The organism is Bradyrhizobium sp. 215_C5_N1_1 (genome assembly GCF_052075935.1).
GTDB lineage: Bacteria > Pseudomonadota > Alphaproteobacteria > Rhizobiales > Xanthobacteraceae > Bradyrhizobium > Bradyrhizobium barranii.
The window spans coordinates 7,296,246-7,308,772 of sequence record NZ_CP197228.1; the positions used below are offsets into that span (position 1 = coordinate 7,296,246).

General features: G+C 64.1%; 16 protein-coding genes. 6 read left to right on the forward strand and 10 right to left on the reverse strand.

The window, feature by feature from the left end; translation table 11 throughout:
• The first annotated feature begins 56 nt into the window (after nucleotides 1-56).
• Genes AB7G19_RS34890 through AB7G19_RS34905 form a run of 4 tightly spaced genes read left to right on the forward strand, consistent with a single transcriptional unit; the run spans nucleotide 57 to nucleotide 3,041 of the window.
• Nucleotides 57-725, forward strand: coding sequence for an amino acid ABC transporter permease (locus AB7G19_RS34890; protein WP_441268750.1), 669 nt, complete (start codon nucleotides 57-59; stop codon nucleotides 723-725).
• A gap of 9 nt (nucleotides 726-734) precedes the next feature.
• The gene (locus tag AB7G19_RS34895; RefSeq protein WP_063985335.1) at nucleotides 735-1,376 is read left to right on the forward strand and encodes an amino acid ABC transporter permease; all 642 of its coding nucleotides are present in this window, start codon (nucleotides 735-737) and stop codon (nucleotides 1,374-1,376) included.
• A 22-nt stretch (nucleotides 1,377-1,398) separates the two neighbouring features.
• Nucleotides 1,399-2,241, forward strand: coding sequence for a transporter substrate-binding domain-containing protein (locus tag AB7G19_RS34900; protein WP_167768141.1), 843 nt, complete (start codon nucleotides 1,399-1,401; stop codon nucleotides 2,239-2,241).
• A 41-nt stretch (nucleotides 2,242-2,282) separates the two neighbouring features.
• Nucleotides 2,283-3,041 carry an amino acid ABC transporter ATP-binding protein gene (locus AB7G19_RS34905; protein WP_085403328.1) on the forward strand — a complete coding sequence of 253 codons (759 nt, stop codon included), beginning with the start codon at nucleotides 2,283-2,285 and terminating at the stop codon, nucleotides 3,039-3,041.
• 53 nt (nucleotides 3,042-3,094) lie between these two features.
• Here the strand turns inward: AB7G19_RS34905 and AB7G19_RS34910 are convergent, their stop codons facing one another.
• From AB7G19_RS34910 to AB7G19_RS34940, 7 genes are all read right to left on the reverse strand, one after another.
• The gene (locus AB7G19_RS34910; RefSeq protein WP_085403327.1) at nucleotides 3,095-3,892 is read right to left on the reverse strand and encodes an adenylate/guanylate cyclase domain-containing protein; all 798 of its coding nucleotides are present in this window, start codon (nucleotides 3,890-3,892) and stop codon (nucleotides 3,095-3,097) included.
• A gap of 86 nt (nucleotides 3,893-3,978) precedes the next feature.
• Nucleotides 3,979-4,191, reverse strand: a complete 213-nt coding sequence (locus AB7G19_RS34915; RefSeq protein ID WP_014497603.1) for a hypothetical protein — start codon at nucleotides 4,189-4,191, stop codon at nucleotides 3,979-3,981.
• A gap of 1 nt (nucleotide 4,192) precedes the next feature.
• Entirely contained in the window at nucleotides 4,193-4,378 is a 186-nt protein-coding gene (locus AB7G19_RS34920) for a hypothetical protein (RefSeq protein ID WP_085403277.1), read from the reverse strand.
• Nucleotides 4,379-4,457: 79 nt separating this feature from the next.
• Nucleotides 4,458-4,670, reverse strand: a complete 213-nt coding sequence (locus tag AB7G19_RS34925; RefSeq protein ID WP_063985337.1) for a hypothetical protein — start codon at nucleotides 4,668-4,670, stop codon at nucleotides 4,458-4,460.
• A gap of 704 nt (nucleotides 4,671-5,374) precedes the next feature.
• The gene (locus AB7G19_RS34930) at nucleotides 5,375-6,568 is read right to left on the reverse strand and encodes an adenylate/guanylate cyclase domain-containing protein (RefSeq protein ID WP_085403326.1); all 1,194 of its coding nucleotides are present in this window, start codon (nucleotides 6,566-6,568) and stop codon (nucleotides 5,375-5,377) included.
• A gap of 126 nt (nucleotides 6,569-6,694) precedes the next feature.
• A complete protein-coding gene (locus AB7G19_RS34935; protein WP_085403276.1) occupies nucleotides 6,695-7,279 on the reverse strand; it encodes a HutD/Ves family protein in 585 nt (194 codons plus the stop codon).
• 101 nt (nucleotides 7,280-7,380) lie between these two features.
• Complete coding sequence (locus tag AB7G19_RS34940) at nucleotides 7,381-7,902, reverse strand: hypothetical protein (protein ID WP_135215557.1); 522 nt, start codon at nucleotides 7,900-7,902, stop codon at nucleotides 7,381-7,383.
• An 800-nt stretch (nucleotides 7,903-8,702) separates the two neighbouring features.
• Between AB7G19_RS34940 and AB7G19_RS34945 the strand changes: the two genes are divergently transcribed.
• Nucleotides 8,703-9,002, forward strand: coding sequence for a hypothetical protein (locus AB7G19_RS34945; RefSeq protein WP_085403273.1), 300 nt, complete (start codon nucleotides 8,703-8,705; stop codon nucleotides 9,000-9,002).
• A 57-nt stretch (nucleotides 9,003-9,059) separates the two neighbouring features.
• Here AB7G19_RS34945 and AB7G19_RS34950 read toward each other — a convergent pair whose 3' ends face one another.
• The 3 genes from AB7G19_RS34950 to AB7G19_RS34960 are packed head-to-tail and all read right to left on the reverse strand — an operon-like array spanning nucleotide 9,060 to nucleotide 11,143.
• Entirely contained in the window at nucleotides 9,060-9,905 is an 846-nt protein-coding gene (locus AB7G19_RS34950) for an SDR family NAD(P)-dependent oxidoreductase (protein ID WP_085403272.1), read from the reverse strand.
• 10 nt (nucleotides 9,906-9,915) lie between these two features.
• Nucleotides 9,916-10,467 (reverse strand): carboxymuconolactone decarboxylase family protein, encoded by a 552-nt coding sequence (locus AB7G19_RS34955; RefSeq protein WP_085403271.1) that lies wholly within the window; start codon nucleotides 10,465-10,467, stop codon nucleotides 9,916-9,918.
• Nucleotides 10,445-11,143, reverse strand: a complete 699-nt coding sequence (locus AB7G19_RS34960; protein ID WP_085403270.1) for a TetR/AcrR family transcriptional regulator — start codon at nucleotides 11,141-11,143, stop codon at nucleotides 10,445-10,447. Before AB7G19_RS34960 ends, AB7G19_RS34955 begins: the two co-directional genes overlap by 23 nt.
• 168 nt (nucleotides 11,144-11,311) lie before the next feature.
• On the opposite strand from AB7G19_RS34960, the gene AB7G19_RS34965 reads away from it, so the two are divergent.
• The gene (locus AB7G19_RS34965; protein ID WP_441268751.1) at nucleotides 11,312-12,523 is read left to right on the forward strand and encodes an ABC transporter substrate-binding protein; all 1,212 of its coding nucleotides are present in this window, start codon (nucleotides 11,312-11,314) and stop codon (nucleotides 12,521-12,523) included.
• Nucleotides 12,524-12,527 lie beyond the last annotated feature (4 nt).

Sequence of the window (12,527 nt, forward strand, 5' to 3'; positions counted from 1 at the left end):
CACGCCAAGAGGGCGGCCCGGCCACGCCAAGAGGGCGGCCCGGAGGGAGGAGCGAGGTGAACTACAAGTTCGATTTCGGACCCGTGATCGAGGGCCTGCCGGAGCTGCTCTGGGGCTGTGCCGGCACGCTCGGCCTGGCGCTGTCGGGCATGGTGCTGGCGCTGATCATCGGGATCGGCGGCGTGCTGCTGCGCGATTCCCGGCTTGCGTCGCTGCGCTGGCTAGTCATCGCGTTCGTCAAGGCGATCCGCAACACGCCATTCCTCGGCCAGATCTACTTCGTCTTCTTCGCGCTGCCGATGGTCGGCATCCGCCTCGATCCCACGCTGACCGCGATCATCGCGCTCGGCGTCAACGGCGGCGCCTATGCGATCGAGATTATCCGCGGCGGCGTGCAGTCGATCAACAAGGGGCAGGTCGAGGCGGGACTGGCGCTCGGCCTGAGCCGGACCCTGATCTTCCGCCTGATCGTGCTGAAGCCGGCGCTGCGCGCGATTTTCCCGTCGCTGACCAGCCAGTTCATCATGCTTACGCTGACGACGAGCATCGCATCGGCGATCTCGGCCTATGAGCTGACCTCGGTCGGACAGGCGATCGAGACCAATACGTTCCGCAGCTTCGAGGTCTATGGCGTCGTCACGCTGCTCTATCTCGCGATGTCGTGGATGCTGATGCAGATGTTCGCGCGGATCAACGCGCGCTTCCTGCTCTATCCCGTGAAGTGAGGACGGCGCATGGACAAGAACCAGTTCCTGTTCCTGCTCGGCGGCCTGAAATGGACGCTGGCGCTGTCCGCGATCGGCTTCGCGCTCGGCTCGGTCGCCGGCCTCGGCGTCGCACTGGCGCGCACCTCGGGCCGGCGCTGGCTCGAACGTGGCGCGGCCGCCTACATCGCGCTGTTCCAGGGCACGCCGCTGCTGATGCAGCTGTTCGTTGTCTATTACGGCCTCGCGCTCGCCGGGCTGAAGCTCGATCCCTGGGTTTCCGTCTCGATCGGCTTCACCCTGCATGCCGGCGCCTTCCTCGGCGAAATCTGGCGCGGCTCGATCGAGGCCGTGCCGCGCGGCCAGGTCGAGGCCGCCAAGGCGCTCAGCCTCGGCTATCTCGACCGGATGAAGGACGTCGTGCTGCCGCAGGCGATCCGCATTTCGCTGCCCGCGACGATCGGGTTCCTGGTGCAGTTGATCAAGGGCACCTCGCTTGCCGCCATCATCGGCTTCACCGAGCTGATGCGCGCCGGGACCATCGTCTCCAACCAGAACTTCAAGCCGCTGCTCGTGCTCGGCCTGGTCTGCGCGCTCTATTTCGCGCTGTGCTGGCCGCTTTCGCTCTATGGCGCCTGGCTGGAGCGGCGGCTCGTCACCGCGGCACGATGATGAATTCAACACAGAGGAGGGAATGATGACCAAAAAGACAATCCAGTTCAATCGCCGCCACATGCTGGCGCTCGGCGCCGCCGCGATCGCCTCGCCGTTCGTGCTGTCGCGCGCCGCTTACGCGGTGACGCCCGCGGAGATCAAGGCGCGCGGCAAGGTGCTGATCGGGATCCAGGGCGACAATCCGCCCTGGGGGTTCGTCAATTCCTCGGGCAAGCAGGAGGGCCTCGATGCCGACCTCTCCGAGCTGTTCGCAAAAGAGCTCGGCGTCGCCGCGGAATTTACACCGCTGGCCGTCGCCAATCGCATCCCGGCGCTGACGTCGGGACGCGTCGACATCCTGTTTGCGACCATGGCGATGCTGCCGGAGCGCGCCAAGGCGGTGCAGTTCTCAAGGCCCTATGGTGCCAACATCATCACCTTCATCGCGCCGAAGGAGATCGAGATCAAATCGCCGGCCGACATGGGCAAATATGTCATCGGTGTCGCGCGCGGCAGTGTGCAGGACACCGACGTGACCAAGGCGGCGCCTCCCGGCACCACCATCCGCCGCTTCGACGGCGATGCGCCGACCATGCAGGCGCTGCTGTCCGGGCAGGTGCAGGCGGTGGGCGGCAACATCTTCTACGTTCCGCGCCTCAACGAATCCAAACCCGGCACTTACGAGAACAAGCTCGAATTCACCAAACTCTATAACGGCGCCTGCACGCGGCTCGGCGAGAAGGAGATCAACGCCTTCGTCAACGGCTTCATCGACAAGATCATCGCCAGCGGCGAATGGGCCAGGATCTATCCGAAGTGGATCAACAACCCGCTGCCGGCTTTCCCCGACAGCATTCCCGGCATCCCCTTCACCGTCAGCTGAGGGAGAGTGCCATGTCGGTCACAGCCATGTCGGTCGCAGCCATGCCGGTCGCAGCCACGGCGGACACGATGATCGCGATGCGCGGTGTCAACAAATGGTACGGCACCTACCAGGTGCTCACCGACATCAACCTGGCGGTCCGTGCGAGCGAAAAGATCGTTCTGTGCGGGCCGTCCGGATCGGGCAAATCCACCCTGATCCGCTGCATCAATGCGCTCGAGAGCTACCAGAAGGGCGAGATCGTCGTCGACGGCGTCCATCTCGGCAGCCAAGGCAAGGCCGTCGATGCGGTGCGCCGCGAGGTCGGCATGGTGTTCCAGCAATTCAACCTGTTCCCGCACATGACGGTGCTGGAGAACTGCACGCTGGCGCCGATCCGCTCTCGCGGCATTCCGCGCCCGGCGGCCGAGGAGACCGCGCGGCGGCTGCTCGACCGTGTCAAAATCCTCAACCAGGCGGACAAATACCCGGCGCAATTGTCCGGCGGTCAGCAGCAGCGCGCGGCGATCGCGCGGGCGCTGTGCATGGAGCCCAAGGTGATGCTGTTCGACGAGCCGACCTCGGCGCTCGACCCGGAAATGGTCAAGGAGGTGCTCGACACCATGATCGGGCTTGCGACCGACGGCATGACCATGATCTGCGTCACCCATGAAATGGGCTTCGCCCGGCAGGTCGCCGACCGCGTGATCTTCATGGCGGAGGGACGGATCGTCGAGGAGGCGGAGCCGGAAGTCTTCTTCAGGGCCCCGCAGCACGAGCGCACCAAAAAATTCCTCGGCGAGATTCTGCCGCATCATTGAAGCCGTGCCGGCGCGGCGCGAAGGCGGTCCGGTGTCCACCCTTGCCGGACGCCTCACGCCTCCACCCGATACAGCCTCCACCGCTCCGGCACGCCCTTGAGCTGGTGCATGCCGTGATCCCTGAAGCTGATCGTCGATGGTGCCTTCAGCAAATCCTTGACCGCGCTCGAGACCAAGACTTCGCCGGCCCGCGCTTTCGCGGCGACGCGGGTGCCGATGTGGAAGGCGAGACCGACCATTTCGCCGCCGCTGATCGTATACTCGCCCGCATGCAGGCCGACCCTGATCTCTAGCCCCAGCGTGCGCACCGCCTTCTGGATCGCGGTCGCGCAACTGATCCCGGCAGCCGGCGCCTTGAACGTCGCTAGCACGCCGTCGCCCGTCGTCACGACTTCCTTTCCGCGCGAGCTCTTCAGCTCCTTGCGGACGGCTGCGTAATAATGGCCCATCACCTTGGTCCAGCGCGCATCGCCGAGCTTCGCGGCCTTGGCGGTGGAGCCGACGATATCGACGATCAGGATGGTGGCGAGCGCCCGCTTGAGATCGGTGCCGCGCTCGGCGGGGGGGCGCCGGAGCGCGATAGCTCCGGCCAGCGGCTCATAGCGATGGCTGCGGCGCCGCGCGATCGCGGCCTTTGCGTAATCCTGGGCACGCTGCGCCGTGCCGCACCGAACTGTCTTCTCCTGCGGCGAGCGCGTCCAGTAGACCTTGCGCCCGGCACCGGTGCCTTGGACCTCCACGCCGCCCCACTTCAGGAAAACCGCCGAGCCGACGCGCCTGACACACCACGCCTTCGACGTGTATCCCGATACGTTCGACTGATGGACTCCGATGCGAAGGAATTTTGGCATGAACGCGCGGCCAGTCGAAGGAACGTGGGCGGACCTCGGGCCAACGTATTCGCACATGCCTGCATTGGCAACAGGGCTCCTCGCACCTACGCTCCCCGGCGAGCCTCCTGCTTGCCGATCGAGCAGCGCCACGCCGCGAGACGTTCGGCCGGATGCTGCGCCATCCATTCGGCGAGCTGCGGCGCTCCCATCAGACAGGACTGCATCGTCACGTCAGCGAAATCCGAGGTCGTGACGATCTGCTCGTGGCAATCTGTCGGCGACGAGAGGCTGCAGAGCACGGCAATGATCTTGATCATGTCACGAGAGCTCCTTCGACGTACTCGGGCTCTGCGTCGCCGCCCGAGTGGTCGACCGCGGCTCGACGGGCCGCTCGCCGTCGGGATCGGCCCGCGGAAACACGGCGTCATAGTTAGCGCGCGCTTCGCGGATCAGCCGCGCACGCTCGCGCTCGGCTCTTGTGACCAGTCGAACAACTTCGCCCATATCGGCTCCACGGGGTGGCAAGAGAGGAAACTGACCAGACGGCCCTGATTGGGCGACCGGCTCACCGCGCAACCCGCAATCACGGGTACGATTCGTATCGCGTGCCGGCCGAACGCGCCGATGACCTCGCCGCATCGACGCTTGATGCCTTTTCGGCGCGCCGCTGATAGTCATTGGCCAGCATCTCGAGACGGGTCGCGACCACGATGTCCGTCATGGTCCGGGCCGCGCGCAGCAGGCTCTGCGCCGTCTCGAGATATTCCTTTCCTCGTCGTGACATCTGCATGGTCATAGGCGCCTCGCGCGGTTTTCTGAAAACATGTCGACAACCGACGGAAATCGACCGAACCAGTCGCGCTCACCCTGCCGGCGCGTCGCCAAACGTTCGACGCACTTTTTCGAGCAAAGGGGCTTTCGCCAAGAGTAGTAGCGGACTAGGCCAAACTTACCGTCGCACGCGGCACAGCGAGCGGTTCGACTTCCAGAAACTTGGGAACAGTTTGGCATTGTCGTCTCCTCTTGTGGTCGCGTCCGATGTGTCGATCACCTTTTCTGTTGCATCGAGGCAGCCGCATCGACTGTCCTCGACCAAATCTTGCGGCACCGTTCGCAACGCCGCCAGTGAACCCAACCTAGGCGTCCTGCGCGAACATATCTTTCAACAACGCGTCCGATATTGCCCATAAGCACGACTTCCATCGCGCGCAGGGGACGCACCCCGACGATTGCGCGTTTGCGCGATCGCCCGATTCCGGAACTGGATCGACGTCACGGCGACGCACGCATGCACCGTCAATCACGGCACATCGAGGCCATGACGGGCGGCGATGGCGACCGTCGTTCGGAGATGCCGGGGTGTGCGGGACGATGGCAAGCTGGCCGTGGCCGATGAGGATCAGGATTTCTCCGCCACGCCGCGCAATCGGTGGCGCGCGGGTCATCGGCAATCTTGCGTCAGCGAGATTTCAACCGGACGGCTGCGGCGAGCATGCCGCCTCAGCCGTGAAACGCAAACAGCTCGATCGGATCGCTGAAGCCGCGCACCTCGTATTTGCCGACATGCTCGAGCTCGAACTCCCGCTCGACCAGCTCGGCGAAGGCGCGCGAGAGCAGCACCGGTCGTCCGAGCTGCTTGGTCAGGGCTTCGAGACGGGAGGCCATGTTGACGGCGGGACCGATGACAGTGAAGTCGAGCCGGCTGGACGATCCGATATTGCCGTACATGACGTCGCCGACGTGGACGCCGATGCCGTAGTTCAGCGGCGCGCGGCCGGTCCCGTTGTTCCGTTCGTTCAGCGCGGCCATAGCCTGCCGGGCTTCAGTCACGGCGCGCAGCAGGTTTGCGCAGGCGCCGGGCCCGCTGAGCGGGAAAATGGCGAGCAGGCCGTCGCCGATGAATTTCAGGATTTCGCCGCCGTGCCGCGCGATCGGCTCCGACATCGCGTCGAAGTAGTCGTTGAGGAGATCGATGACGTCGTCGCGCGGCCAGTTGTCCGAGATCTTCGTGAAGTCACGGAGGTCGCAGATCATGATCGCGGCACGCACCGTCGTGCCGGTGCCGCGCCGCGTGGCCCCGGCCAGGATGAGCTCGCCGGCATGGGAGCCGACATAGGTCTCGAGCAGCGTTCGCGCCAGGCGGTTCTTGACGCGGATCTCGCTGACCAGCGCCAGCACCGGCAGCACGTTCTTGAGCGCAACCAGATGCGCGTCGTCGAAGCCGCCGGGGCGATCGGTCGCGAAGGTGACGAGATGGCGCTTACCGAGTGTGTGGTGGAGCGGCCAGGCGACGTAGTCGGTCAGACCTTTCGCGCGCATCTCGTCATAGACCGCGTGCCTGCGGCCGAGCGACGGATCGCCTTCGAGGTTCTCGCGGAGTTCGCTCGCACCGTCCAGCATTTCGCTGACAGGGCTGCCGATGAACTCGGATCGCTCGAGCACATCGAAGTCGACCCGCGAGATCTTCGCCTCGCGCATGCCATCCAACCACATGAAGGCGGCGCCGAGCCATTGCGGATGCTGGATCCGGACGTGCATCGTCGACCGCTTGAGCGGAATGCCCGCCTGCTGGAGGCGGATGCACATCTCGGCAAAGATGTTGTCGATGAAGCGCTCGTCGCTCGTGCCGTTGGTCAGCCAGTCGACGACGCCGTCGGATAGCGTGGTGGGGCGATTTTGGTCTGGCGCGGTCATACCCTGCCTGTTCATATCGTGCCTTGCGCGGCGGTCGGCATTGTCGGGGCAGATATCGTGTTCCGGCGCCGCTGCGTCAACCTAGCCAGGTGCATGGATTATGCGCATCCGCCGGGCGGTTGCCATCTAGCCGACGAGCTGAATCGAGCCCAGTACCGCCAGCCCTGAGACGAGTCCCAATCTGGACGCCTCGGTCAGCTCGACCTTCAGCGTGCTGCCGTCGGGAATGACAATATCCTCGCTATTGAGACGAATGCTGCATTCGCCGGAAACCGCGTAAACCAGGTGCGTGCCGGCGGACAAAGGCCGATCGCCGGGTTCCCTGAGTGCCAGCAACTCGATCTCGGCCGCGCCGCGCCGGGCCATCAGGTTGACGACCTCGACGGGACCCGCCTCGAGCGCGGTCACGATCTCCATCTCTCCGGTGAAGCGCACCGTTGTAAAAGGTTCACGCTCGTCAAAATCCTGCGTGGGCGACTTCAGCACCAGCCCACGCCCGCCGACGACCATTTGCAGGCGGTCGATGCCGGGCATGTAGGAGAAGGGCCCGGGCGCCACGATCGGCGTCGAGGCAAAACGCCAGAGCAGGCTGTCCCAATCCTTCGCCGGCGCGTCGGCGCGATGGGCATCCGCGATATCGGTGAAGATGCCGCCGCCGTTCTTCCAGGGCGAGCGGGTGTAGTCTTCGGACTTCAGCAGCGTGGTTTTCATGTCTTGAATTTATCCGGGAAAGCATGTGGCCGAGATCGCCCGCGCATCATGCGCGGGTTGGGCCGGCTTTGCCAACCGGTTTCACCAGCGATGAACTGCCGTCACGCCTTGGCGTCGAGGTTCAGCCTGGTGCTCAGCTCGTTGACGAGCGAATCCACGATCTGGTTCTGATAGGCCGAGATGCCGTTGAAATAGACCGGGCCGCCGGACTGCACCAGCAGGCCGCCGCCGGACACTTCGGCATCCTTGGCACCGCTCTCGGATTGGGTATCGAGCTTGCCCATGGCGTCGTCGAGCTGCGCGGCGGTCTTGTCGTCCATCTCGCCATTGGCTTGAAGCGTGGCGAGCAAGGCCTGGGAGGCACTGCCGAGATCGGCTCCCGTCCCCGTCTCGGCCGTCGCCGAGAACGTGCCGTTGGTCTTGCCGCTGTAGCTCTTGTAGGTCAGCGTCTCCGTGGTGGTGCCGTCGCTGTTGGTTCGATTGTCGAGCAACAGTTCGAACGCGCTGCCATAGGCGCCCGTCGTCAGCATGTTCGGATCGTTCGGATTCTTGTTCTTGCTCGCGCCTGTCTTGTCGGAGCCTGCGGTCCAGTTCGGCGGAACGGTGTAGCTGACGTTGGTCACGGCGCGAATTCCTGTGATCATTGCGCGGAAACATTCAGCAATTTTTGTGCCAGCGAAAGCGCAGTTGATTCCTGTCGGCTTTCCTTGTCGTAGCGCGCGGACTTCGCACAACGCTGCAAAAATTGCCCGGCAGTTTCATCCCGTCGCGCGATTGTGCGGAGCTTGCGCCTCAGTTCGTAGCCCGGATGAAGCGCAACGCAGTGCCGGGGGCAGCTCGCGCGATGAGGCTGTGCTCCCGGATGACGCTTCGCTCCATCCGGCCGCGCACCTCACTCTTTGTCAGGGGCATTGTTGGCCGTCAGCCTTCATGGCCGCACCAAAAGCCTTGCTGTCGAACTTGCCTATCTTCTCGGTGACGGATTTGACGAGATTTGGGGGGACGGATCGCTTCCCCTTGCCCCCGCCGGCGGCAACTTAGGTCAGAAATCTACCCCTTTTGGGTACCTTGCACGAAGCTTGAAGCGCCGCATAATACAGACACTTATCCAAAGGTAACCCGCTCGCGCCTCGGCCAGGCAATTGCGTAACGCGCTCCTCTCAGTGGGAGAATTGCAATGCCCGTGTTGGACTTGCCGTACTGGTTGATCATTGCAGGCTCCGCGTTGGTATTGGGCGGGCTCATTGGCTTAGGGGTCAGCCGCAACAGGCGGGTTGAGAGCGATCCCATTCTGCTCCCGGGCGATTTGACGGCATGGAGAGACGAGGGATCAGAGACCTCGGACCTTGCGGCTATCCGGGATTCGCACAACTGACGGCTTGCGCCCGTGGCCCATTCTGCGGAGCAAACTCTGGAGAGAGACATGACCCTGCACTTTACGCGCGTCGAGACTCCGGTGCATGAACTTGAAATCTGGATGGCGTGCAGCGGCGGATTTTCGTTCGTGATCAGTAACGAAAACCGCACCGGTCCTGGCCTTCACGGAAAGCCGGGCCTGGTTGCCTCATGGCGACCGGTCGAAGAAAACAAGTCCGCGATCAAGCTTGGCGGCTCCCCCTTCAGTACCTTCGCCGAAGCCGAGAAGGCCTGCGAGGCCGTCCTGGAGGCACTTGAGCAGATGAGCGAATCGCAAACGCCGAAGATTGCGTCCTCGCCGCAATGAAGAGAGACTCTGCTCGCCGGGGCATCGAATTCCGCGCCGCCGGATTGTACTGGCGTCTTACATTCCGCTCAGGCCGCTATCCACCGCGAGCGACTGTGCGGTGACGTAGACGCTTTCATCCGACAGAAAGAACAGCACGGCATAGGCGATCTCCCAGGCGGTGGCCTGCCGGCCGAAGGGGACGTGGCCCTTGCCGCGGCTGGGGCGGCCGGCGCCGGCTTCGCGGCCGTTGGGGGTGTCGACGAGGCCGGGATAGACGAGATTGGCGCGGATGCCGCGGCGCGAGCCGAGATGGGCGATGTTGCGCATCAGGCCGCCGAGCGCGGCTTTTGAAGAATCATACGCCGCCATCTGCGATCCCGCTTTCAGCGCGGCGATCGAGGAGATGAAGACGATGGCACCGCCATTGTCGAATTTCGGCATCGCTGCGCGGCAACAGAGCATGGGACCGCGAACGTTGACGTCGTAGATCCTGTTCCACTCCTCGGGGCTGACGGCATCGAGGCCGGTCTTGCCGAAGGTGCCGATGTTCAGCACCATGCCGTCGAGGCCGCCCATGGCGCGATGCGCCTCCTCGATCATGCGCTGGACGTCAGGCTCCGACGTGACGTCGGCAGTGATGGCAAAACCCTCGCCGCCTTCGTCGGTGATGTGCTTGACGGTCTGCTGTGCGGACGTCCGGTTGAGATCTGCCACCGCCACCTTCGCGCCCTCACGTGCGCACAAAATGCTCATGGCGCGGCCATTGCCGATTGGATCGGTGGCGGCGTCGAACACGCGCTGGCCGCCGCCGACGATCAGGATACGGCGTCCCTTCAGGCGTCCCCTGCCCGGCGCTTCGCCCAATGACTCCGCGCTTGGTGGACGGACGTAACGTTCCGGCTTGCTATCGATTTCCGCCATCTCAGCCGCCCTACTTCTTGCCGCCGTCATAGACCTTCATGCCGGCCGCGGGATCGAGATCGGTTTCGGTTGCCTCGGTCAGGCGCGCCATCATCATATAGAAGCCGAGCGCGACGATGGCTTCGACGATCTCCTGATCGCTGAAGTGTCTTCGCGCGGCAGCGAAGGTCGCCTCGGGCACCCGAACATTCTCGACCACCTCGCGGCCGAACTTCAGCAACGCGCGCTCAGCATCGCTTAAGCCGGCGGCATCGTAGTCAGCCCGCTCCACCGCATCGATCTGTCCTTGCGTGCAGCCGACCCCGATCGCGATCGGCACGTGCTGGCGCCATTCATAGGCGCCGCCCTCGAGCTGGGCGGCCTGCAAGATCAAAAGCTCGCGGTTGACGGCTGAGAGCTTCTGCTTGTGCAGGATCGAATTGCCGAGCCGCATCGCCGGGATCATGTTGGCCTCGGCATGGGCCATCATGCGGAAGATGTTGAGCTTGACCGGCATGCGGTCGAACGAGGCGCGGATATCGCCGCTCGTCGTCTCCGGATCAATCAGGGGCAGCCTTGCCACGCGTTTCTCCCTTGGGTTTTCGTTTCTTGTTGTCTTCGCCATTGCCCGCCGCGATCAGCGACAGGAAAAAGGCGAGATAGCGGTCGATCGCCTCGATCACCTTCGGCCGCGGCGAAGGTGCTGCGCCCATCACGTAATGCTCGAGGCGGATGTAGATCAGGCCGGCCGCGAACAGCCGCGCGGTCTCGCGCGGATCGGGTGTCGAGACCAAGCCGGCGAGCGCAAAACCGCGAAAGTAATCCGTCATCATGCTCTGCTCGCGCGCGTAAAAATGGTCGGCGAATTTGGCGCGGATGCCGGGCACGCGGTTACGCTCGGCGGTGATTACTTTCTGGAATTGGTGCTCGCGCGGGTCGGACCATTGCTCGACGAGATCAAGCGCGAACTGACGGCAGAACGCGGCCGGCTGGCGCGCCAGCTGCTTGTAGCGCGGCTCTTCCAACCGGCTCGCCGAACTGGCGGGGCCGTGCTCGGCCACGATCGCTTCGAGGATCGCGGCCTTGCCGGAGAAATGATTGTAGAGGCTGCTTTCGCGAATGCCGACGCGGCGCGCAAGCTCGCGCATCGAGGCGCCGCCATAGCCGCTCTGCGCGAACAGATTGAGCGCTTCGGAGAGGATGCGCTCGCGGGTCGTGGGCGCAGCCGCTTCCGCCGCGCTGGAGGTGTGGACAGCCATTTGGCTTGACTAACGAACGATCGTTCGCTAGTCAACCGTACGAACGATCGTTCGTTTCGCCAGTCTGGCGGCAGCGGTCGCGGCCCCGCAAGTCCGCTTCGGGCGCTGTTCTCGCGTTTCAACTCCGCTCCAATGAGAGGCGGAGAGCAATTTTGGGGAGACGACCTCATGGCGCGCTTTGCCCGCCTTCGCCTTCGTGCGGCCTGCATCCTGTTGCCGCTGCTCGCAGCCAGTGCCGTTCAGGCCCAAAGCGCGAAATACGATCCCGGCGCCGACGACAAGACCATCAAGATCGGCACCACCGCGCCGCTGAGCGGGCCAGTGTCCGCCTTCGCGCAGATCGCGAAATCGGCGGAGGCCTATTTCCGCAAGGTGAACGACGACGGCGGCGTCAACGGCCGGCGCATCCAGATGATCATCGCCGATGATGCCCACAGCCCGCCGAAGACGGTGGAGCAGACCCGGCGGCTGGTCGAGAGCGAGGAGGTGCTGCTGATCTTCGGCGGCGTCGGCACGCCGACCAACAGCGCCGTGCACAAATATCTCAACGACCGCAAGGTGCCGCAGCTCTTCCTGGGCTCTGGCGCCGCGAAATGGGACGATCCCAAGAACTTTCCGTGGACCGTTGGCTGGCAGCCGACCTATCGCGACGAGGCGATCGCCTACGCGAAGTACATCAAGGCGAGCCATGCCAACGCGAAGATCGGCGTGCTCTACCAGAACGACGATCTCGGCAAGGATTATCTGAAGGCGTTGGAGGAAGGGCTCGGCAGCGGCGAGGCCATTGTCGCGCGCGCGGCTTACGAGACCTCGGCGCCGACGGTCGATACGCAAATCCTGCAGCTCAAGACCGCAGGCGCAGAAATCGTGCTGGTGGCGGCAACGCCAAAATTCGCGGCGCAGGCGATCCGCAAGATCGGCGAGATCGGGTGGAAGCCTGTCACCATCATCTCCAATGTCTCGGCCTCGATCAGCGGCGTGCTGGAGCCGGCCGGCAAGGACAATTCCACCGGCGTGATCTCCAGCCAGTACCTGAAGGACGCCACCGATCCCGCATCGAAGGACGATGCCGGCTACAAGGAATGGCTGGCGTTCATGGACAAGTATTTGCCGGATGCCAACAAGAACGACTGGCTCAACGTCTACGGCTACACTATCGCGCAGACGCTGGTGACGGTGCTGAAGGCGTCCGGAAACGACCTCACCCGCGCCAATGTGCTGAAGCAGGCCACGACGCTCAAGGACGTAAAGCTGCCGATGCTGATCAACGGCACCGCGGTGAACAATTCGCCCGAGCACTACACGCCGATGACGAGCCTCCAGCTCATCCGCTTCGACGGCACGCGCTGGGTGCCGTTCGGCGATCTCCTGAAGAACTGAGCCC

Excerpts from the sequence above, each read along its gene's own strand:
- AB7G19_RS34950 (WP_085403272.1), bottom strand. The coding sequence starts at position 9,905 with ATGGCGGAAATCGATAGCAAGCCGGAACGTTACGTCCGTCCACCAAGC.
- AB7G19_RS34925 (WP_063985337.1), bottom strand. The coding sequence starts at position 4,670 with ATGACCATGCAGATGTCACGACGAGGAAAGGAATATCTCGAGACGGCG.
- AB7G19_RS34895 (WP_063985335.1), top strand. The coding sequence starts at position 735 with ATGGACAAGAACCAGTTCCTGTTCCTGCTCGGCGGCCTGAAATGGACG.
- AB7G19_RS34965 (WP_441268751.1), top strand. The coding sequence starts at position 11,312 with ATGGCGCGCTTTGCCCGCCTTCGCCTTCGTGCGGCCTGCATCCTGTTG.
- AB7G19_RS34915 (WP_014497603.1), bottom strand. The coding sequence starts at position 4,191 with ATGATCAAGATCATTGCCGTGCTCTGCAGCCTCTCGTCGCCGACAGAT.
- AB7G19_RS34905 (WP_085403328.1), top strand. The coding sequence starts at position 2,283 with ATGCCGGTCGCAGCCACGGCGGACACGATGATCGCGATGCGCGGTGTC.
- AB7G19_RS34945 (WP_085403273.1), top strand. The coding sequence starts at position 8,703 with ATGACCCTGCACTTTACGCGCGTCGAGACTCCGGTGCATGAACTTGAA.
- AB7G19_RS34930 (WP_085403326.1), bottom strand. The coding sequence starts at position 6,568 with ATGACCGCGCCAGACCAAAATCGCCCCACCACGCTATCCGACGGCGTC.
- AB7G19_RS34935 (WP_085403276.1), bottom strand. The coding sequence starts at position 7,279 with ATGAAAACCACGCTGCTGAAGTCCGAAGACTACACCCGCTCGCCCTGG.
- AB7G19_RS34910 (WP_085403327.1), bottom strand. The coding sequence starts at position 3,892 with ATGCCAAAATTCCTTCGCATCGGAGTCCATCAGTCGAACGTATCGGGA.
- AB7G19_RS34960 (WP_085403270.1), bottom strand. The coding sequence starts at position 11,143 with ATGGCTGTCCACACCTCCAGCGCGGCGGAAGCGGCTGCGCCCACGACC.
- AB7G19_RS34920 (WP_085403277.1), bottom strand. The coding sequence starts at position 4,378 with ATGGGCGAAGTTGTTCGACTGGTCACAAGAGCCGAGCGCGAGCGTGCG.
- AB7G19_RS34900 (WP_167768141.1), top strand. The coding sequence starts at position 1,399 with ATGATGACCAAAAAGACAATCCAGTTCAATCGCCGCCACATGCTGGCG.